This is a genomic window from Porphyrobacter sp. CACIAM 03H1, assembly GCF_002215495.1.
Lineage (GTDB): Bacteria > Pseudomonadota > Alphaproteobacteria > Sphingomonadales > Sphingomonadaceae > Erythrobacter.
Map to the genome: position 1 here is coordinate 2,465,669 of NZ_CP021378.1, position 19,911 is coordinate 2,485,579.

The 19,911-nt window shown below is 67.9% G+C and carries 21 protein-coding genes and 1 tRNA gene; 7 read left to right on the top strand and 15 right to left on the bottom strand.

What is annotated here, in order from left to right; all coding sequences use genetic code 11:
• Nucleotides 1–33: 33 nt before the first annotated feature.
• Nucleotides 34–786 carry an alpha/beta fold hydrolase gene (locus CBR61_RS11765; protein WP_088914535.1) on the bottom strand — a complete coding sequence of 251 codons (753 nt, stop codon included), beginning with the start codon at nt 784–786 and terminating at the stop codon, nt 34–36.
• On the bottom strand, nt 779–1,435 hold the full coding sequence (locus CBR61_RS11770) for a 2-hydroxychromene-2-carboxylate isomerase (protein ID WP_088914536.1): 657 nt from the start codon (nt 1,433–1,435) through the stop codon (nt 779–781). Before CBR61_RS11770 ends, CBR61_RS11765 begins: the two co-directional genes overlap by 8 nt.
• 94 nt (nt 1,436–1,529) lie before the next feature.
• On the opposite strand from CBR61_RS11770, the gene CBR61_RS11775 reads away from it, so the two are divergent.
• The 3 genes from CBR61_RS11775 to CBR61_RS11785 are packed head-to-tail and all read left to right on the top strand — an operon-like array spanning nt 1,530 to nt 4,615.
• Complete coding sequence (locus tag CBR61_RS11775) at nt 1,530–1,973, top strand: MarR family winged helix-turn-helix transcriptional regulator (RefSeq protein WP_088914537.1); 444 nt, start codon at nt 1,530–1,532, stop codon at nt 1,971–1,973.
• Complete coding sequence (locus CBR61_RS11780; RefSeq protein WP_088914538.1) at nt 1,966–3,039, top strand: HlyD family secretion protein; 1,074 nt, start codon at nt 1,966–1,968, stop codon at nt 3,037–3,039. Before CBR61_RS11775 ends, CBR61_RS11780 begins: the two co-directional genes overlap by 8 nt.
• 1 nt (nt 3,040) lies before the next feature.
• The gene (locus tag CBR61_RS11785; RefSeq protein WP_088914539.1) at nt 3,041–4,615 is read left to right on the top strand and encodes a DHA2 family efflux MFS transporter permease subunit; all 1,575 of its coding nucleotides are present in this window, start codon (nt 3,041–3,043) and stop codon (nt 4,613–4,615) included.
• Between the two features lie 3 nt (nt 4,616–4,618).
• Here CBR61_RS11785 and CBR61_RS11790 read toward each other — a convergent pair whose 3' ends face one another.
• The 13 genes from CBR61_RS11790 to CBR61_RS11850 form a co-directional block, all read right to left on the bottom strand.
• Nucleotides 4,619–5,191, bottom strand: a complete 573-nt coding sequence (locus CBR61_RS11790; protein WP_088914540.1) for an aspartate-semialdehyde dehydrogenase — start codon at nt 5,189–5,191, stop codon at nt 4,619–4,621.
• Nucleotides 5,191–6,216 carry an aspartate-semialdehyde dehydrogenase gene (locus CBR61_RS11795; protein ID WP_088914541.1) on the bottom strand — a complete coding sequence of 342 codons (1,026 nt, stop codon included), beginning with the start codon at nt 6,214–6,216 and terminating at the stop codon, nt 5,191–5,193. The genes CBR61_RS11790 and CBR61_RS11795 overlap by 1 nt, the downstream gene beginning before the upstream one ends.
• A gap of 78 nt (nt 6,217–6,294) precedes the next feature.
• Nucleotides 6,295–8,541 (bottom strand): S9 family peptidase, encoded by a 2,247-nt coding sequence (locus tag CBR61_RS11800; RefSeq protein ID WP_088914542.1) that lies wholly within the window; start codon nt 8,539–8,541, stop codon nt 6,295–6,297.
• A 183-nt stretch (nt 8,542–8,724) separates the two neighbouring features.
• Nucleotides 8,725–9,093, bottom strand: coding sequence for a 50S ribosomal protein L19 (gene rplS / locus CBR61_RS11805; protein ID WP_017665507.1), 369 nt, complete (start codon nt 9,091–9,093; stop codon nt 8,725–8,727).
• Complete coding sequence (trmD, locus tag CBR61_RS11810) at nt 9,090–9,938, bottom strand: tRNA (guanosine(37)-N1)-methyltransferase TrmD (RefSeq protein WP_088914543.1); 849 nt, start codon at nt 9,936–9,938, stop codon at nt 9,090–9,092. The genes rplS and trmD overlap by 4 nt, the downstream gene beginning before the upstream one ends.
• Nucleotides 9,935–10,885 carry a carbon-nitrogen hydrolase family protein gene (locus CBR61_RS11815; protein ID WP_088914544.1) on the bottom strand — a complete coding sequence of 317 codons (951 nt, stop codon included), beginning with the start codon at nt 10,883–10,885 and terminating at the stop codon, nt 9,935–9,937. Before CBR61_RS11815 ends, trmD begins: the two co-directional genes overlap by 4 nt.
• Nucleotides 10,886–10,907: 22 nt before the next feature.
• Complete coding sequence (locus tag CBR61_RS11820) at nt 10,908–11,720, bottom strand: TIGR04222 domain-containing membrane protein (RefSeq protein WP_157696573.1); 813 nt, start codon at nt 11,718–11,720, stop codon at nt 10,908–10,910.
• Nucleotides 11,720–12,268: a glycine-rich domain-containing protein gene (locus CBR61_RS11825; RefSeq protein WP_088914546.1), complete on the bottom strand. Its 549-nt coding sequence runs from the start codon at nt 12,266–12,268 to the stop codon at nt 11,720–11,722. The genes CBR61_RS11820 and CBR61_RS11825 overlap by 1 nt, the downstream gene beginning before the upstream one ends.
• A 3-nt stretch (nt 12,269–12,271) precedes the next feature.
• Nucleotides 12,272–12,778, bottom strand: coding sequence for a ribosome maturation factor RimM (gene rimM, locus CBR61_RS11830; RefSeq protein ID WP_088914547.1), 507 nt, complete (start codon nt 12,776–12,778; stop codon nt 12,272–12,274).
• Between the two features lie 116 nt (nt 12,779–12,894).
• Nucleotides 12,895–13,380, bottom strand: coding sequence for a 30S ribosomal protein S16 (rpsP, locus tag CBR61_RS11835; protein ID WP_088914548.1), 486 nt, complete (start codon nt 13,378–13,380; stop codon nt 12,895–12,897).
• A gap of 55 nt (nt 13,381–13,435) precedes the next feature.
• Nucleotides 13,436–14,896 (bottom strand): signal recognition particle protein, encoded by a 1,461-nt coding sequence (ffh, locus tag CBR61_RS11840; protein WP_088914549.1) that lies wholly within the window; start codon nt 14,894–14,896, stop codon nt 13,436–13,438.
• Between the two features lie 132 nt (nt 14,897–15,028).
• Nucleotides 15,029–15,104: transfer RNA gene (locus CBR61_RS11845), tRNA-Ala, on the bottom strand.
• An 89-nt stretch (nt 15,105–15,193) separates the two neighbouring features.
• Nucleotides 15,194–15,538, bottom strand: coding sequence for a TIGR02300 family protein (locus CBR61_RS11850; protein WP_088914550.1), 345 nt, complete (start codon nt 15,536–15,538; stop codon nt 15,194–15,196).
• Nucleotides 15,539–15,715: 177 nt separating this feature from the next.
• On the opposite strand from CBR61_RS11850, the gene aroA reads away from it, so the two are divergent.
• From aroA to rpsA, 4 genes are all read left to right on the top strand, one after another.
• Nucleotides 15,716–17,035: a 3-phosphoshikimate 1-carboxyvinyltransferase gene (gene aroA, locus CBR61_RS11855; RefSeq protein ID WP_088914551.1), complete on the top strand. Its 1,320-nt coding sequence runs from the start codon at nt 15,716–15,718 to the stop codon at nt 17,033–17,035.
• Complete coding sequence (locus CBR61_RS11860) at nt 17,032–17,295, top strand: CBU_0592 family membrane protein (protein WP_088914552.1); 264 nt, start codon at nt 17,032–17,034, stop codon at nt 17,293–17,295. The genes aroA and CBR61_RS11860 overlap by 4 nt, the downstream gene beginning before the upstream one ends.
• A complete protein-coding gene (gene cmk, locus CBR61_RS11865) occupies nt 17,292–17,912 on the top strand; it encodes a (d)CMP kinase (protein WP_088914553.1) in 621 nt (206 codons plus the stop codon). The genes CBR61_RS11860 and cmk overlap by 4 nt, the downstream gene beginning before the upstream one ends.
• Before the next feature lie 214 nt (nt 17,913–18,126).
• Entirely contained in the window at nt 18,127–19,833 is a 1,707-nt protein-coding gene (rpsA, locus tag CBR61_RS11870; protein WP_088914554.1) for a 30S ribosomal protein S1, read from the top strand.
• The last annotated feature ends 78 nt before the right edge of the window (nt 19,834–19,911 follow it).

A 19,911-nucleotide genomic window follows, 5' to 3' on the forward strand; every position in this document is an offset into this window, starting at 1 on the left:
TGTTTGCAGATTTGAACGTTGAGGCCGCGGGAATCAACCCGCGAGGAAATCGGCAATCGCCATGCCGAGTTCCGGCCGGGTCACACTGTTCATGTGAGTGCCGGGCACCTCGATGTAGCGCGCATCGGGCAGCCGCGCCGCGAGCGCCGTCGCCGAGCCGTTGTCATCGTCCGCATCGCCGCAGATCACCGCGGTCGGCATGGTCACGGCGGCGAGGCGCGCGAGGTCGAAATCGTCCATCGCATCGAGCAGCAGCCGCGCGGCGACGCGGTCCACGCCTTGCGACTTCAGGAAGGTGCGCGCGGTGTAGGCCGGATCGCCCGGGCGGATCGTGTCGAACTCGTCGATCACGCGCTTGAAGAACCCCGCCCGGCGCTCCCATCCGGCAAGCCCCTCCACCCCCATCCCGCACACGCACAGGCGGCGCGGCTCGAGGATGCCGTGGGCGACGGTGTGGATCGCGGTGCGGGCGCCCAGCGAGAAGCCGACGAGGTCGAATGCACCCGGCTCGAGCGCGAGGTGCTCGGCCAGCGCCGCCACGTCGCGCACCAGCACGCCAGGGGGATAGGCAGCTGGGTCTTGCGGCGCATCGCTCTGGCCGTGGACTCGGAAGTCCAGCATGATCGCCCGGAACCCCGCCGCCGCCAGCCGCGCGCCGTGGCCCCACTTGATCCAGTTCATGTCGGCAGAGGAGAACAGCCCGTGCAGCAGGATCACCGGGTGCCCCTCCCCCTCGGTGTGGACCGCAAGGCGCGTGCCGTCGAAGCTGGCAAAGTGTTCAAGCATCGCGGCGCAACAGCCCCTTCTGCTCCATGCGCCATTGCGCCATCGCGATGCGGTCCTGCCCGAAGAAGGGCTCGCCCTCGAAAACGAGGGTCGGCACGCCCCAGTGGCCCGCCGCCTCGAGCGCGGCCTGGTTGGCGGCGATCTCCGCGTCGAGCGCGGCGGCATCGTCCTGCGCCTCGGCATCGAGGTCGGCAAGGTCGAGCCCCGCACGGGTCGCAGCCTCGCGCAGGTGATCGCCCTCGTGCCAGTCATCGACCGTGCCGGACCAGATCACCCGGCTGACCTCGTCGGCGAAGGCCAGCCCCCTCCCCCGCCGCTCGGCGGCCTGTCCCATGCGGCACAGCCGATGGATGTAAGGCTGCTCCTGCGCGATCTCGCGCGTGGCGAGGTTCTGCACCACCGGATCGGGGCGCGGCCAGCGATAGGGGATGCCGAGCATCTGCGCCGAACGGGCGGCATCAATGAAGATGTAGCGCCCGACATTGGGGCTGCCGGTGAACAGGATCGAAGGATCGCGGATCGCGATCGGCAGGACCGTGCGCAAGGCGATCGTCAGATCGTATTCCGCCGACAGCGCGCGGTATCGCCCGACGGCGAGATAGGAATAGGGGGAGCGGAAGCTGAAGAACAGGTCGGCATGGAGTGTCATGCCCCCGTGCTACCGCGCCCGGCGCCTTCGGGCCAGCCCCTTGCGGCACTGCGGGCGCTTGTCGATAGTAAGCCTGCTTATTATAAGTGCACGCATGAGCATCGAGACCGGCTACCGACTCGCCGACAATTCGCGCCAGCTGCGCCGCCTGTTCGACGAGCGGGTGCGCGGCCTCGGGATCACCGGTCCCCAGGCGCGGCTGCTGCTCTCCCTCGAACGCCACCCCGACCAGAACCAGGCCTTCTATGCCGAGCGACTGGAGATCGAGCCGATCACCCTCACCCGCATTGTCGACCGTCTGGAGGATGCCGGCTGGGTCGAACGCCAGGCCGATCCCGCGGACCGGCGCGCGCGGATCCTCCACCTTACCGACAAGAGCCGCGGGATCGTCACCCGGCTGCGCGTCGGGGTCGAAGGGCTGTTCGAGGACATGCTCGCCGGCTTCGATGCGGGCGAGCGCGCGCTGTTCGCCGCGATGCTGGAGCGCATCGCGCTCAACCTCGCGGCGGCGCGCCAGCCGGAGGCGGTCGATGGCTGAGGCCGATCCTGCCCTCGCCCGCGCCGATGCCGCCGCCGAGGCAGCGCCCCCGGTGCCCGCCCGCCGCGCCTGGGGCCGCTGGGCGCTGATGCTGGTCGTGCCTCTCGCGCTCGCCGTGGGGGCGTGGCTCTACTGGCAGAGCCTTGCGGGCAAGGTCTCGACCGACAACGCCTATATCAAGCAGGACATGGTGGCCGTCAGCGCCGAGGTCGGCGGGCGGATCGTCGAGGTGATGGTCGCCGACGGAACCGATGTGACGGCAGGCCAGCTGCTGTTCCGCATCGACCCCGAGCCCTTCCGCCTCCAGATCGCCGAGGCCGATGCCGCGATCGCCGGGGCGCAGGCCAATGTTATCGCGCTCAGCAACGATGCCGACCTCACCGGCAACGACATCGCCGCCGCCCGCAGCGACGTCGGATTTGCCGAGGCGCGCTTCGAACGGGTGCGGGCGCTGCGCGAGAAGGGCTTTTCGACCAAGGCCGATTACGAGGCCGCAGAGCAGGCCGTGGTGCAGGCGCGCGAGCGGGTGCGCCAGGCCGAGGACCGCCAGCGCGAGGCGCGGGCGCGGCTTGCCAGCGGTCCGGCCGTGCCCGGCGTCAATCCGCAGGTCGCCGCCGCCGAGGCGCGCCGCGCCAATGCCCGGCTCGCCCTCAGCCGCACCGAGGTGCGCGCCCCTGCCGCCGGCCGCATCGCGCAGGCCGAGCGGTTGCAGGTCGGCCAGCAGGCCGTCCCCAACCTCCCCGTGCTGACGCTGGTCCGCTCCGGCTCGACCTATGTCGAGGCCAATTTCAAGGAAACCGACCTTGCCGACATGGCCGTGGGCCAGCACGCCGAAGTCCGCTTCGACGCCTATCCCGATCTGGTGCTGAAGGGCCGGGTTGCCAGCATCGGGGCGGGAACGGGGGCGGAATTCTCGGTGCTTCCGGCGCAGAATGCCACCGGCAACTGGGTCAAGGTCACACAGCGCGTGCCCGTGCGCATCGCGCTCGAGGGCGAGAGCCCGCGGCGCCTGATCGCCGGGCTGTCGAGCGAGGTGACGGTCTTCACCGAAACCGGCAGACGCTGAGATGGCGAGCACCGCCGCGCCCGCAATCGCGGCCCCCTCGCCCCCGCCCCGCGATGTCGCCGAGCTCGAGACAGGCAACTACCCGCTGATGATCGTCGGGGTGATGGCGGCATCGCTCCTCCAGATCCTCGACACCACCATTGCCAACGTTGCCCTGCCGCACATGCAATCCTCGCTGGGCGCGACGGTCGACACGATCACCTGGGTGCTGACGAGCTACATCATCGCCTCGGCCGTGGCCCTGCCGATCACCGGCTGGCTCGCCGACCGGATCGGCGCGCGGCTGCTGTTCATCCTTTCGGTCGCAGGGTTCATCCTCGCCTCGATGCTGTGCGGGATCGCCCAGAACCTCGAGGAGATGGTCGCCTTCCGCGCCTTGCAGGGCGTCGCCGGGGCCTTCATCGCCCCGCTCAGCCAGTCCTTCCTGCTCGATACCACACGCCCTTCGCGCCATCCGCAGATCATGGCGGTGTGGGGCATGGGGATCATGATCGGCCCGATCCTCGGCCCCATTCTGGGGGGCTGGCTGACCGAGACCGCGAACTGGCGCTGGGTATTCTTCGTCAACCTTCCCGTCGGCCTCGCTTCGCTTGCCATCCTGATCGCCTACCTGCCGAAGCGCCCGCGGCGCGAGCGGCGGTTCGACCTGCTGGGCTTCATGCTGCTGGCGGTCGCACTTGCGGCGTTCCAGCTGATGCTCGACCGCGGACAGCAGGAGGACTGGCTCGCCTCGGGCGAGATCTGGGTCTACCTGCTGCTCACCCTGTCTGCGACCTGGATGGTGGTGATCCACTTCGCCACCGCGCGCGCGCCGATGTTCGAGCGTGCGCTCTTCGCCGACCGCAACTTCGCCATCGCGCTCGCCTTCATGGTCGTGATCGGGATCGTCATGTTCGCGGTGATGGCCCTGCTGCCGCCGATGCTCCAGAACCTGTTCGGCTACGGCGTGATCGACACCGGGATCGTGCTGATGCCGCGCGGGGTGGGCGTTCTGGTGTCGATGCAGATCTCGGGCCTGCTGATGCGCCGCGGGGTGGATGCGCGGCCTGTGGTGGCGAGCGGCTTCCTGATCTGCGCCGTCTCGCTGTGGCAGATGGCGCACTGGTCGCTCGAGGTCGACGAGATGCACGTCATCATGAGCGGGCTGTTGCAGGGCCTCGGCATGGGCCTCGTCTTCATCCCCTTGCAGGTGAGTGCCTTCGCCACGCTCAGCCCGGCCTTGCGCACCGACGGATCGAGCCTCCTCAACCTGTTGCGCTCGCTGGGCGCCTCGGCGGGGATCGCGTGGATGACCGTGCTGCTCGCGCGCAACATCCAGACGGCGCACGCCGATCTCGCCACCCATGTCACCGCGGCAACGGCGAGCATGGTCGATTTCTCGACCATCGACCGCTTCCAGGCGCTAGGCGACACCGCGCTGACGGCAATCGACGCGGAGGTGAACCGGCAGGCGGCGATGATCGCCTATGTCGACGATTTCTGGGCGATGATGTGGATCACGCTGGCCGCCGCGCCGCTCGCGCTGCTGATGCGAAAGAATGCGCGGCCTGCGGGCCCGGTGGCGCTTTCGGAATAGCGCCTAGCGGAAGAAGCACTGCGTTCCGGCGTAGAGCATGTCGACCTTGTCGCCTGCTATGAACCCGCCGATCTCGCCGCCGAGCGCGAATTCCTCGCCGAGCGTGCTGCCCTCGACCCGGGCGAAGCCGGGCGCCGCCTCGACGACAGCGCGCGCCGTGCCGAGCTGCACCTTGCCGGGCAGCGTGACGGTACCGGTGGCAGGGGCATCGCCGTCCTGCGGGGCGCGCCAGTTCCAGCCGACGAAGCGGTCGTCCTGGAAATGGACCGTGAGCCCGCCGGCAAAGTCGGTGAAGACCACCGGACCTGCGCCGCATTCGGCATTCTCGCCGGTCCGCAGCACCGGACCGAGCACCCTCGTCAGGGCGGCCTCGACCTCGGCCTTGCCGGCGGCGAAGTAGAAGGCCTCGCCCCCTGCGGCGAGGCCCTCGCTGCGCAGTTCGACGCGGGTCGCGGAGACCGGCGCGGCGGGAGCATCGCCCTGCTGGCGCTCGGCCGGGCTCGGCACTTCGCCGCTGTCGCATCCGGCGAGCGCCAGGGCGCCCGCGAGCACGAGAAGCGAAGGCCGCACCGGCATCAGCCCTTCTTCAGGTGCCGCCGGCCGAGCAGTTCGGCAATCTGCACCGCGTTCAGGGCCGCGCCCTTGCGCAGGTTGTCGGAGACGCACCACAGGGTCAGGCCGTTCTCCACGGTCGGGTCCTCGCGCACGCGGCTGACGAAGGTCGCGGCATCGCCGACGCATTCGATCGGGGTGACGTATCCGCCGTCCTCGCGCTTGTCGACGAGCATCACGCCCGGCGCCTCGCGCAGGATGTCCATTGCCTGTTCGGCACTGATTTCGTTCTCGAACTCGATGTTGACCGCCTCGGAGTGGCCGACGAAGACCGGCACGCGCACGCAGGTTGCGACGAGCTTGATCCTGGGATCGAGGATCTTCTTGGTCTCGACCACCATCTTCCACTCTTCCTTGGTCGAACCGTCGTCGAGGAAGCTGTCGATGTGGGGGATGACGTTGAAGGCGATCTGCTTGGTGAACTTCTGCGGTTCGACCGGATCGCCGACGAAGATCGCGCGGCTCTGGGCGAAGAGCTCGTCCATCCCCGCCTTCCCGGCGCCCGAGGTCGACTGGTAGGTGGCCACCACCACGCGCTTGATCTTCGCGAAGTCATGGAGCGGCTTCAGCGCCACCACCAGCTGCGCAGTCGAGCAGTTGGGGTTCGCGATGATGTTGCGCTTGGTGTAGTCGTCGATCGCATCGGGGTTAACCTCCGGCACGATCAGCGGCACATCGGGGTCCATACGATAGAGCGACGAGTTGTCGATGACTATGCAACCGGCTGCCGCTGCCTTGGGGGCATATTCCTTGGCTGGACCACTCCCGGCCGCGAACAGGGCGATGTCCCAGCCGGCGAAGTCGAAATGCTCGATGTTCTTGCACTTTAGCATCTTGCCCGTGTCGCCGAACTCGACTTCGGTGCCGACCGACCGCGACGAGGCGACCGCGGCGACCTCGTCGCACGGAAACTCGCGCTCGGCGAGGACCTGCATCATCTCGCGCCCGACATTGCCGGTCGCGCCGACCACTGCCACCCGGTAACCCACTTGGCATTCTCCTGTGTTTCGCAGGTGCGAAATAGCGTGCGCTGGCTCCAGCGCAACCGCTAACCGCCCTCCGCAGACCTATTCCTTGGTCGGAGGCGTCACCCCGTGCGCCGCGAGGAAGCGGAAGATCGCGTTCCACATGTGCGGCCCGATCTTCTCGCCCGACACGCGGTGGGTGTAGCCCGGGTAGAGCATCATCTCGAAGGGCGTGTTGCTCTCCTGCATGACGCTGATGAGCTCCGAGGCGTTCTCGAACACCACGTTGTCGTCGGCCATGCCGTGGATCAGCAGCAGCGGATCGGCGATCTTCGCGGCATCGGGGATGGCGCTCGCTGTCTCGTAAGCCTCGGGCACCTCGCGCGGATCGCCCATGTAGCGTTCGGTGTAGTGGGTGTCGTAGAGCTCCCAGCGCGTCACCGGCGCGCCCGCGATACCTGCAGCATAGAGCCCGGGATCAGCCTCGAGCATCTTCAAGGTCATGTAGCCGCCGTAGGACCAGCCATAGGTCGCGATCTTGGCCGGATCGACGAAATCGAGGCTCTTGAGAAAGGTCGCCCCGGCCTTCTGGTCGCGCACCTCGACGCTGCCCATCGCGCGGTGGATCGGCTGTTCGAAATCGACGCCGCGGTTGGCAGAGCCGCGATTGTCGAGCTCGAAGAAGATGTAGCCCCTGTCCACGATCGCCTGCGCCAGCGCGCCGTTCCAGCCCTTCGTCACCGTCTGCGGACCGGGGCCGCCATAGTGCTGGAAGAACACCGGGTAACGCTTGCCGGGCTCCATCGTCGGCTTGAGCATCATCCAGTGCAGCGGCGTGCCGTCGTCGGCGGCGATGGTGCCGAATTCGGGGCTCACATGGCTTGCGAGATAGGGCGCATAGGGATGATCGCCCTCGACCCGGTTCTCCTCGATCCAGGCCACGCGCTTGCCGTCGGGCGTGGCGAGGTAGGACTGCGGCGGCTGGTCCGGCCCCGAGCGGGTGACGTAGAGAAGCCGCCCCGCCCCGTCCATGCTGGCGCTGTTGGTGAAGGCGGGGTCCGTCAGCAGTTCGGGCTCACCCGTCCCGTCCAGCCGCGCGCGGTAGATCTGCTGGGTCAGCACATTGGCGGTCGCCTGATAGGTGAAGGTCCCCGCGGCCTCGTCGACGCCGACCAGCATGGTCGTGGGCGAGGTGCCGCTGGTGAGTTGCTGCCACTGGCCGTCCGCAAAGCGGTAGAAATGGCCGTAGCCGTCGCGCTCGGACCACCACAGCAGGCTGCCGTCGGCGAGGAAGCGGTAGTTGTCCGACAGGTTCACCCAGTAATCGGGCCGCGCCGCGTTCTCGGTAAACCAGACCGTGCTGGCGCCCGTCGCTGGATCGACCCGCAGCATGTCGATCCTGGTCTGCGCGCGGTCCTGCCGCTGGACGTAGATCGCGCTGCCATCGGGCGCCCAGTCGACGCGGGCGACATAGATGTCGATGTTGAGCCCGAGGTCGACCTTGACGCTGCCCGTCCCGTCGGGGTTCATCACGTAGAGCTCGACCACCGCATTGTCGGTGCCCGCGGCGGGGTAGCGCTGCTCGAACACCTTTGTGCCCTTGGCGCCGATCGCCGCGCGGGTGACGATGCCGACGCTCGCCTCGTCGGTGCGCTGCACAACGATCCGGCTGTCGTCGGGGCTCCACCAGTAGCCGGAGAGGCGGTGCATTTCCTCCTGGGCGACGAATTCGGCCTCGCCCCAGCGGATCGTCTCGGCCTCGCCTGCGGGGGTGATCGGCTGCGCCTCGGCCCCCACCGGCCCGACCCACAGGCGCCGGTCTCGCACGAAGCTGACGAAGCCGCCCTTGCTCGAGAGCTTGGGATTGAGTTCGGTGCCCTCGGTGTCGGTCAGCCGCGTCACGGTGCCATCGAGCTTCGCGAGGAACAGGTCGCCGTCGAGCGGCACCAGCACCCCCGCCCCGTCGCTCGCCCACTGGTAGCTGATGATCCCCTTGAGGCTGCCGACGCGGGCGCGCTCGCGCTGCATCTTCTCGTCCTCGGACAATTCGCGCCCGCTGCCGAGCTTTTCGGAATCGACCAGCATCCGCCATTCGCGGGTTTCGATGTCGTAGCCCCACAGGTCGTAACGCTCGCGGTCGTCGGCGCGGTTGCGCAGCAGGGTGAGGAAGCGCCCGTCGGGCGAGAGCTTCACCTGCCGCGGCGCCGGGCCATCGAGGCCGGGCGAGGCGAAAACGCGTTCGAGGGTGAGGATGGGGGCAGCTTCAGCCATTGCGGGCGTCTCCGCCAGCACGGGCGTCGTCAGACAGGTCGAAAGACCGAGCGCAACAGCAGCAATCAGGGAACGCATTCAAGACTCACCTCGTCATTGCGAGCCGCCAAAGGCGGCGCGGCCATCCATGGACGAGCGTTGCGCCATGGATTGCTTCGTCGCTTACGCTCCTCGCAATGACGAACATGGTTGGCAAGAGGTGCAAACGAAAAGGGCGGCCCCTTGCGGAGCCGCCCTTCGTGTTTCGGTGGCCGTGAAGCCTTACGCCTTGGGCGCGGAGGCCTTGCGCTCGACGATGCGCGCGCTCTTGCCGGTGCGGCCGCGCAGGTAATAGAGCTTGGCGCGACGCACCACGCCGCGGCGGACCACGGTGATGCTCTCGACGATCGGCGAGTAGAGCGGGAAGACGCGCTCGACGCCTTCGCCGAAGCTCATCTTGCGAACGGTGAAGTTCGAACCCATGCCGCGGTTCGAACGGGCGATCACGACGCCTTCATAGGCCTGGATACGCTCGCGGTTGCCTTCCTTCACCTTCACGCCGACGCGGACGGTGTCGCCTGCGCGGAATTCGGGGATGTCCTTGCCGGACTTGGCGATTTCTTCGGCTTCGATCTGCTGGATCAGGTTCACTGGTCCGGTTCCTTCGTTTCATGCCGCGCGCCAGAGGCAGGTTGGACCGGATCGCCACGATAGCGTTCCCACAAGTCCGGCCTGCGTGACCGTGTATCAGATTCGCTCCTTGCCTTGCGCCAAGCAGCGATCTTCGCATGATCCCCCGATCGCAGCACTTCGGGGATCGTGCGCCCTTCCCATTCCTGAGGTCGGGTGTAGTGCGGATATTCGAGAAGGCCGTTTTCGTACGACTCCTCGGTCCCGCTGGAAGGCGCGCCCATTACTCCGGGAAGCAGCCGAATGCAAGCGTCAAGGAGGGTGAGCGCCGCCATCTCCCCGCCGGACAGGACGATGTCGGCGAGGGAGACCTGTTCGATTGCGGGCCGCGCCTCGAACAGGCGCTCGTCGAAGCCCTCGAAGCGGCCGCACAGGATGATGACGCCGGGGCCGGCGGCAAGCTCGCGGATGCGCTGCTGGGTGATGGATTTGCCCCGCGGGGTCATGGCGAGGATGGGCACAGAAGAAGAAGCCGTTCGCCCTGAGCTTGTCGAAGGGCCGCCCTTCTCTTCTGCCAAGGGTCCGACAGACAAGGACGGTGCTTCGACAAGCTCAGCACGAACGGAGTGAGTGGCAATGGCGTGATCCAATGCCCGCGCCAGCACGTCGCACTTGAGCACCATCCCCGCCCCGCCGCCCGCGGGCGTGTCATCGACGGTGCGGTGCTTGTCGGTGGCGAAGTCGCGGATCTGCACCGTCTCGCAGGCCCACTTGCCCTCGGCCATGGCGCGCCCCGCGATGGAGTGCCCGAGCGGCCCGGGGAACATCTCCGGGTAAAGCGTGAGGATGGTGGCGGCGAAGGTCATTGCCAGTTCACCCCATCCTTCGCCCGCGTATCCACCATAAGGTCGAACACATCGGGCCGCGCATAGTGCCCGTCGGTATCGAGGTTCGTCAGCCCTTCGGCCACTTCGGCAAGGTCGAGTTCGGCGAAGAGCGTCTCCTCCCCCTCCCCTGCCTGCGCGATCACGCGGGTGTCGGGGGCGGCGATCAGCGAGCCGCCGCGGTTGAGCACCTCGGCGGGGATCGCTTCCAGCAGTTCCCGAGCGGCGGCATCACCGCCAACCCGCTCCAGCCCGCCCAACAGATCGTCGCGCGTCTGCACCAGCCCCGCCGCCAGCACGAAGCAGCGTCCTTCCATCGCATAATGCCGCGAGGCGATCTGGTGGCTCTCGCGAACCGTCGGCCAGGCGGCGATGTGCACGTCCTCGCCAAGGTTGTGCATCGCCGCGCGGGCAAGCGGCATCCAGTGCTCCCAGCAGATCAGCGTGCCGAGCCGGCCCCACTCCGCCTGATGCACGCCGAGGGTGGAACCATCGCCGCGCGCCCAGATCAGGCGCTCGCCGTGGGTCGGCACCAGCTTGCGGTGATCGAGCACCGATGCTCCGGGGCGGAAGGTCAGCTGGTTGTTGACGAGGCTCCTGCGCACCCGCTCGTGCGCGCCGATGGAGATGATCGCCCCGCGCGCATCGGCCAGTTCCTGCAACGGAAGCAGCCGCTCGTCATTGGCGACCACCGCCTGTTCGAGCATGATCCGGTGCAGCGCCTTCGACCCCGGATGATCCCACAAGGCCGCACCCGGCGCCTCGTCGAGCCACAGGGGATAGCCGCCGAGGAAGGTTTCGCCGAAAGCCACCACCTTCGCGCCATTCTCCACCGCTGCCCGGGCGAGGGCCACAGCCTTGTCGATCCCGCCCTGGAAATCGAGCGGGACGGGCGCGGCTTGCACGACAGCGACAGGAAGCTTGGTCATGGCCGCCACTTAGGCGCGGGCCTCAGCCTCCGCAACCGCCGCAGCCGCCGCCGCAGCCCGAGCCGCCGTCGCTGCTGCTGTCGCTGCCGCCGTCGCTCTCCTTCTGGCGCATGGCGTGAACCGGCTCCCAAGGCGTTCCGACCAGCACGCCCGTGCCGAACAGCGCGACGGCCATCGCCGCCTCCTCGGCGCGCGGGGCGCGGGAGAAGCGGCCGTTCTTCGCGCGCAGCTCGCGCACCACCGCGATCCCGGCGGCGGTGCGCGGGTCGCTCTTGGCATAGCGGATCACCGCCAGCACGGCCGTCAGCACCAGCAGGACCGACAGGAATTCGGTCGGCTCGCCCAGCGCGCTCCCGGCGCGGTGGCGGTAGATCCCGAGCACCAGCAGAAAGAGGAACGGCGCGATCGAGAGCCAGCGCAGCCGCGTGTCCGCCCCGCCGCGCATCAGCAGCCCCGCCCGCTGGAGCCGCGCCGCGACCCGATCGGCATGGGTCGCGAGCAGCTTGACCGCCTCACCGAGCGTCAGAGGCGCATCATGGGCGAGCAGGGCCTGCCCCGCAGGGGGCACCGTCAGATCGCGCGCCGCAACGCCCAGCTTGCCCTTGCCCGCCGGTTCCAGCGCACCGCGCACGAACAGATCGGCAAGCAAAGTGTCCGCAAACCGGGCGCGCCCGCCCGCAAGCACGGCGATGCTTTCGAGATCATCGATGCTGCCCCGCCGCCCGGGCTCGCGCAGGCGGGCCGGGATCCACCAGGCCGCAAGGCACGCGAATGCCAGCAGCATGGCGTATAACAGCAGGAAATCGCTGCCCGTCCAGGACGAGAACAGCTGCATCACATCATCCTTCCCGCGAGCCATCCCCCGGCAAGAAGAAGAAGGCCCAGCGCCAGCGCGACCCGGCGTGTGACGAAAATACCATCGGAAAAGTTAACGCGAACTCCACGCAGGTCCACAGCGAAGCGCCGTTGGGCTGCGGGCCAGATGTCCGCCGGCGGCGTCTCGCCGAAGGCGGTCTCGTAGGCGGCAAGGGTTGCGGCATATTGCCGGTAGAAGCGGTCCCGCTCTGCCGTGCCGCCCCTGGTCGGGCCATGATGCAGCTCGGCGCGCAGCACCTCGGGGCAGAACACCTGCCAATAATCGCGCGAATAGGTGAGGTGGAGGTGCCAGGCCTGGTCGACCGCATCCGACGGGGTGACTTCGTGTCCGGCAGTGACGGCGAGATAGCAGAAGCGCCTGTATTCCCCGATCACCCGCTTGGCATGGGCGTCGGTCCAGCGGTTCTCGCGGGCAAGGCGGGCGGCGAAGGAGAGCGATGCGTCCGCAGGGCCGATGCTGTGGTCGGCGAGGCGCTGCCAGAGAGCGGCGTCGGCGGGCGATGGCACGCCTCAATTATCGGCGAAATCGGCGCTGATCACAAGCCGCTTGTCGTCCCACTCGATCACCGCAGCGGGGATCATCGGGACCATGAAGGTCTTGGGGCCCTTAGCGGGCGCGGGGTCGAGGGCAATCTCGACGATGTCGGTCGCGCCGAAATTCTCGATGGCGAGGACGGTGCCGACCGCATCGCCGGCGTCGGTGACGACCGGCAGGCCCAGCAGATCGGCATGGTAGAATTCGCCCTCGGCGAGCGGCGGGAGCGCCTCACGGGGGACGGTCAACACGGTGCCGCGCAACTTCTCGGCATCGGCGCGGGAAGTGCTCTCGGCAAGCCGGGCGATCGCGCCGCCCTTCCCGTCCTCGCGGATCTTCACGAGGGTGAGCGCGCCGTCGTTGAAGCTCTTCTGCTTCGCCAGCGTGGCGATCCCGTCGCCGAACAGCTTCAGGCGCACCTCGCCCGCCACCCCGTGCGCGCCGGCGATGGCGGCAAGGGTGACGGGCTTGGTGGTCGTCATTGCCAATCCCCGTTCGGGCTGAGCTTGTCGAAGCCCTGTTCTTTCTTCGCGGCTACGCAAAAGAAGAAGTGCGGTCCTTCGACAGGCTCAGGACGAACGGAGGAAGGCATCGTGCTTCAGCCTTCGGCCTGCTCTTCGGCAGCGGCTTCTTCAGCAGCCGGAGCTTCCTCGGCGGCAGCTTCTTCAGCGGCCGGCGCTTCCTCAGCCGGGGCAGCGGCAGCAGCCTTGGCTTCTTCCTCGGCAGCGCGCGCGGCCTCCTCGGCCTCGGCGATCTTGGCGGCACGCTCTTCGGCGCGCTCCTTGGCCTTCTCGCCCGGTTCGCCCTTCTTGGGGTTCACGCGGGCCGCACGCTCCTTGATGCCGGCGGCATCGAGGAAGCGGGCGACGCGGTCGGTCGGCTGGGCGCCGACGCCGAGCCAGTAGCGGGCGCGGTCTTCGATCAGCTTCACGCGCTCGGGGCTGTCCTTGGCGAGGAGCGGGTTGTAGGTCCCGATCTGCTCGAGATACTTGCCGTCGCGGGGGCTGCGGCTGTTGGCGACGACGATGCGGTAGTAGGGACGCTTCTTGGCACCGCCGCGCGAGAGCCGGATGGAAATCGACATGAGTAGTTACCTTTCGAGTGAATTGAACTTTTGAACCGAAACTTCTGAACTGAAACTATTTCTTGCGCGGCGGGCCGCCAAGGCCGGGCAGGCCGCCCATTCCGCCGCCCCCGAGGCCGGGGAGCCCGCCGGGACCACCGAGACCACCCATCGGACCGCCCGGGCCACCCATGCCCCCGCCGCCGAACATCGCCGCGAGGCCCTTGAGGCCGCCCATCTTCCTGATCTGCTTCATGGCGCGGGCCATTTCCTGATGCATCTTCAGGAGCTTGTTGACGGTCTGCACGTCGGTGCCGCTGCCCGCCGCCACGCGCTTCTTGCGCTTGGCGTTCATCAGGTCGGGATTGGCGCGCTCCTTGGGGGTCATCGAGGAAATCACCGCCTCGAGGTGGACGAGCACCTTGTCGTCCATCCCGCTCGCGGCCATCGCGGCCTTGGCCTTCTTCATGCCCGGCATCATGCCGGCGAGCATCCCCAGCCCGCCCATGTTGCGCATCTGGCGCAGCTGCATGGCGAGATCGTCGAGGTCGAACTTGCCCTTCTCGAAGTTGCGGGCGAGCTTCTCGGCCTCTTCTTCCTTGATCGTCGCTGCCGCGCGTTCGACGAGGCTGACGACATCGCCCATGCCGAGGATGCGGTCGGCGACGGAACCGGGCCGGAAGGGCTCGATCGCGTCGAGCTTTTCGCCGGTGCCGGCGAACTTGATCGGCTTGCCGGTGACCGCGCGCATCGACAGTGCCGCACCGCCGCGCGCGTCGCCGTCCATGCGGGTGAGGACCACGCCGGTCAGCGGCACTTCATTGGTGAAGCTCTGCGCGACGTTTACCGCGTCCTGGCCGGTGAGCGAATCGACCACCAGCAGCACTTCGTTCGGCGCCGAGACGCTCGCGACGGCCTTCATCTCGGCCATCAGCGCGTCGTCGACGTGGAGGCGGCCCGCGGTGTCGAGGAGGAGGACGTCGAAGTTCTGGAGGCGCGCGGCTTCCATCGCGCGCCGCGCGATATCGACCGGCTGCTGGCCGGCCACGATCGGCAGGGTCGCGACTTCGACCTGCGTGCCCAGCACCGCGAGCTGCTCCTGCGCCGCCGGACGGTTGACGTCGAGCGAGGCCATCAGCGCCTTCTTGCCGTGGCGTTCGCGGATCAGCTTGGCGAGCTTGGCGGTGGTGGTCGTCTTGCCCGAGCCCTGAAGCCCGACCATCATGATCACGACCGGCGGCTTGGCGTCGAGCTTGAGGCCCTCGACCTCCATCCCGCCCAGCGTTGCGACCAGTTCGTCATGGACGATCTTGATGACCATCTGGCCGGGGGTGACCGACTTCAGGACATCCTGACCGACGGCCTTTTCGGTGACGGCATCGATGAAGCGGCGGGCGACGGGGAGCGCGACGTCGGCTTCGAGGAGAGCGATGCGCACCTCGCGCATGGCATCGCGCACGTCCTGCTCGCGCAGCGCACCGCGGCCCTTGAGCTTGTCGAACACCCCGCCAAGGCGGTCGGACAGCGTATCGAACATCGCCAACGTCTCCTGCCGGGAGCCGAAACGCCCGGAAAATGCGAAAAACGCCGGCGGACGAAACCTCGTCGGCCAGCGTTGCGGAAGGTGTCCCCTTAGGGGATGCGCCTTTCGACTTTATCAGTTGGTGACTGGTGGAGCCTAGCGGGATCGAACCGCTGACCTCAACACTGCCAGTGTTGCGCTCTCCCAGCTGAGCTAAGGCCCCGAGCCAGTCATCATGCGAAGCAGAGCGTGGTGCCCTGCTCGCGGGAGGCGGCCATTATAAGGGCCACCTCCCCCTTGCAAGCGAAAAAATCAGTTTTCGTCGTCGTCGTCGTCACCGGTGCCGGTCGAGACGCCCAGATCGTCGTCGCCGCCGAGGTCGACATCGTTGTCGGGCGAATCGCCGTCCTCGTCGATATCCTCGATGTCCTCGAGATCGCCCAGATCATCGTCGCCGCCCAGATCGGCATCGGCTTCGACATCAACCTTCTTCTCGGCTTCCTCGAAGGGAATCGGCTGCTTGGACTTGAGAACGGGCTCGGGCGTCCAGGTCTCGCCGCACTCGATGCAGGAGACGGGGTCCTCCTTGCCGAGATCGTAGAAGCGGGTCCCGCATTTCGGGCAGGTACGCTTGGTACCCCATTCGGGCTTGGCCATGTGTATTCCTCGATTGGGGCCGACCCTTGGCGAAGGGCGGGCCTTGTCAGTGTCACGAAATTCGAAGGGCGATTGATCGCAAAAATTGGGTCCCGGCAAGCTCTTTATCAAGAGCCGGGCGGGCAAACGCGGCGCGCCTTGCCAGAAGCGCGGGGCGCTGTCAAAGACCGCCGCCTTATGACCAGCCACCGCTTCACGTCCATGGGTCCGCTGCGGGGCGCGATCCGCGTTCCGGGCGACAAGTCGATCAGCCACCGTTCGCTGATGTTTGCAGGCCTCGCGGTGGGCCGCAGCACCATCCACGGCTTGCTCGAGGGCGAGGACGTGCTGGCGACCGCGGCGGCGATGCGCGCCTTCGGGGCGCAGATCGCGCGCGGGGAGGACGGCAGCTGGACGGTCGACGGCGTCGGGGTCGGCAGCCTGATCGAACCGAAACAGGCGCTCGACATGGGCAATTCGGGCACCTCGACGCGGCTGCTGATGGGTCTGGTCGCGAGCCATGCCATCACCGCGACCTTCACGGGCGATGCGAGCCTTTCGGGCCGCCCGATGAAGCGCGTCATCGATCCGCTGTCGCTGATGGGCGCCAGTTTCGAGGCGAGCGCGGGGGGCACTCTCCCCCTGATGCTGCGGGGCGCGAGCCCCGCCGTGCCGATCACCTACCGCCTCCCCGTCGCGAGCGCGCAGGTGAAAAGCGCGGTGCTGCTCGCCGGGCTCAACACCCCCGGTATCACCCGCGTGATCGAGCCCGTCCCCACCCGCGACCATACGGAGCGGATGCTGACCGGGTTCGGCGCCAAGCTCGAGGTGGGCGAGGAGAACGGCGAGACAGTTATCGCCATCCACGGCGAGGCGGACCTGCACCCGATGGACGTTGTCGTCCCGGGCGATCCCTCCTCGGCCGCCTTCTTCATGGTCGCGGCCACGCTGGTGCCGGGGAGCGACCTCACGATCATGAACGTCGGCCTCAACCCGACCCGCGCCGGGCTGCTCCATGTGCTGCGCCAGATGGGCGCCGATATCGAGGAGGTGAACCCCCGCGAGGTCGGCGGCGAGCCGGTGGCCGACCTGCGCGTGCGACATGCGGCCCTGACCGGCGTCGAGGTCGATCCGGCCATCGCGCCGAGCATGATCGACGAATTCCCCGTCCTCTTCGTTGCCGCCGCGTTGGCCGGGGGCACCACCCGCACGACGGGCCTCGAGGAACTGCGCGTCAAGGAAAGCGACCGCCTCGCCGCGATGGCCGCCGCGCTGACCGCCGCCGGCGCGCGGGTGGACGAACACGAGGACGGTCTCACCATTCACGGCACCGGCGGCGAGCCTCTGAGGGGCACGGCCAACGGGCGCGTCAAGTCGCTGCTCGATCACCGCATAGCCATGAGCATGGCGGTCGCGGGTCTTGTCAGCGCCGATGGGGTCGAGGTTGACGACATCAGCCCGATCAACACCAGCTTCCCGACCTTCACGGGCCTGCTCGCCGAGGCGACCGCGCGATGAACACCCCGCTCGACTGGCCCAGCATCGTCGGCCTGTGCGGCACGGCCTGCATCATCGGCGCCTATGCCTATCTGACGCTGGCGAAGGCGACCAATCCCTTCCTTCTCCACGGCACCAACCTGCTCGGCGCCGCGCTGCTGACGGTCTCGCTGCTCTACCACACCAACTGGGCGAGCCTCGTGCTGGAGTTCTTCTGGGCCTCCATCGCGCTGCTCGGGCTGGTGAAAGCGTGGCGCGGACGCAAGGAGGCGGCGGAATGATCATCGCGGTCGACGGCCCCACCGCCAGTGGCAAGGGCACCATCGCCAAGGCGCTCGCCGCGCATTTCGGCCTGCCCCATCTCGACACCGGCCTGCTCTACCGCGCGGTCGGACGGCAGGTGCAGATCAACGGCACCGACCCTGACGATCCGCACGCGGCGCTCGCGGCCTGCGACTTCGCCGACGCCCTGCTCGAAGACGACATCCTGCGTTCCGAGGAGGTCGGCGGGTTCGCGAGCCGCGTCTCCGTCCACCCCGACGTGCGCCACGCGCTTTACGAACGCCAGCGCGCCTTCGCGACGCAGGAAGGCGGCGCGGTGCTCGACGGGCGCGACATCGGAACCGTCATCGCGCCCGAGGCGCAGGTGAAGCTGTTCGTCACCGCCAGCGTGGCCGAGCGCGCGCGGCGGCGCTGGCTCGAGATGACGGGTCGCGGGATCGCCGTCGCGCTCCCCGACATCGAACGCGACATCGCCGCCCGCGACGCGCGCGACATGGGCCGCAAGGATGCCCCGCTCATCGCCGCGCCCGATGCGCTCGTGCTCGACACCACCCATTTCGGCCGCGACGCCGCGATCGAGGCGGCGATCGAGGCCGTGCTGGCCCGCGCCGGCTGAGCCGGTTTTCCTTGCTTTTCGCGCAGGCCTCGCCTAGGCGCGGCCCCGTTCTCGCAATCATCCAAGGTTGAAGGAACCCTCGCGTCCGGCATGGGGCCGCGCGGGGAAGTCTGCCTCTTGCCCCGCCAGCCCCGGCAATGGTGCCTGGGAAGCGGAGAAAGACCCCGGAAAAACCGGTGGCCGGTAGCACAACGAAACAGGACCTGCTGACCTTATGGCAACCCAGATGCCCACCCGCGCTGACTTTGAAGCGCTTCTCAACGAACAGCTCGGCGGCGCCGGCGACGAAGGCTTCGAAGGCCGCGTCGTCAAGGGCACCGTCACCGCGATCGAGAACGGCTTCGCCGTGATCGACGTCGGCCTCAAGAGCGAAGGCCGCATCTCCCTCAAGGAATTCTCGCGTGGCGAGGACGACCACGGCCTGACCGTCGGCGGCGAAGTCGAAGTCTTCGTCGACCGCGTCGAGAACGCCGATGGCGAAGCCATGCTCTCGCGTGACCGCGCCCGCCGCGAAGCCGCGTGGGACAAGCTCGAAAGCGAGTTCGGCGAAGGCAAGCGCGTCGAAGGCCGCATCTTCGGCCGCGTCAAGGGCGGCTTCACCGTCGACCTCGATGGCGCCGTGGCGTTCCTCCCCGGCTCGCAGGTCGACATCCGCCCGGTGCGCGACGTCACCCCGCTGATGGACGTGCCGCAGCCCTTCCAGATCCTCAAGATGGACCGTCGCCGGGGCAACATCGTCGTCTCGCGTCGTGCCGTGCTCGAAGAAACCCGCGCCGAACAGCGCAGCGAGCTCATCAATGACCTGGTCGAAGGCCAGATCATCGACGGCGTGGTCAAGAACATCACCGATTACGGCGCCTTCGTCGACCTCGGCGGCATCGACGGCCTGCTCCATGTCACCGACATGAGCTACAAGCGCGTCAACCACCCGAGCGAAGTGATCGCCATCGGCGACACCGTGACCGTGCAGATCGTGCGCATCAACGCCGAAACGCAGCGCATCAGCCTCGGCATGAAGCAGCTGGAGAGCGATCCGTGGGATGGCGTCTCGGCCAAGTATCCGGTCGGCATGAAGCTCACCGGCCAGGTCACCAACATCACCGAATACGGCGCCTTCGTCGAGCTCGAGCCGGGCATCGAAGGCCTCGTCCACGTTTCGGAAATGAGCTGGACCAAGAAGAACGTCCACCCGGGCAAGATCGTCTCGACCTCGCAGGAAGTCGACGTGATGGTGCTGGAAGTTGACAGCGACAAGCGCCGCATCAGCCTCGGCCTCAAGCAGGCCCAGCGCAATCCGTGGGACGAGTTCGCCGAGAAGCACCCGGTCGGCTCGGTCGTCGAAGGCGAAGTCAAGAACGCGACCGAATTCGGCCTGTTCATCGGCCTCGATGGCGACGTCGACGGCATGGTGCACATGTCGGACATCGCCTGGGGCATCTCGGGCGAGGACGCGCTGGCGCTCCACCGCAAGGGCGAGATGGTCAAGGCCGTCGTCCTCGACGTGGACGTCGAGAAGGAGCGCATCAGCCTCGGCATGAAGCAGCTCGAAAAGGGCGCGCCCTCGGCTGAAGGCACCGCCAGCGGCTCGAGCCTGCGCAAGAACCAGACCGTCACTGTCACCGTGCTCGAAGTGCGCGACGGCGGGCTGGAAGTGCAGGTTGGCGAGGACGGCGCGACCGGCTTCATCAAGCGTTCGGACCTCGGCCGCGACCGCGACGAGCAGCGTCCGGACCGCTTCCAGGTCGGCAGCAAGGTCGACGCGATGGTGATCGGCTTCGACCGTTCCAAGAAGCCGAACTTCTCGATCAAGGCGCGTCAGATCGCCGAAGAGAAGGAAGCGGTTGCGCAGTTCGGTTCGTCGGACTCGGGCGCTTCGCTCGGCGACATCCTTGGCGAAGCCCTCAAGCGCAAGGACGACTGATCGGGCAGCGCCCGCCCCGGCGGCGGGCGCCCCTTCCATCCGGCTTGGCCAAGAAACAGGCCCGCTTGCGTTCCGCAG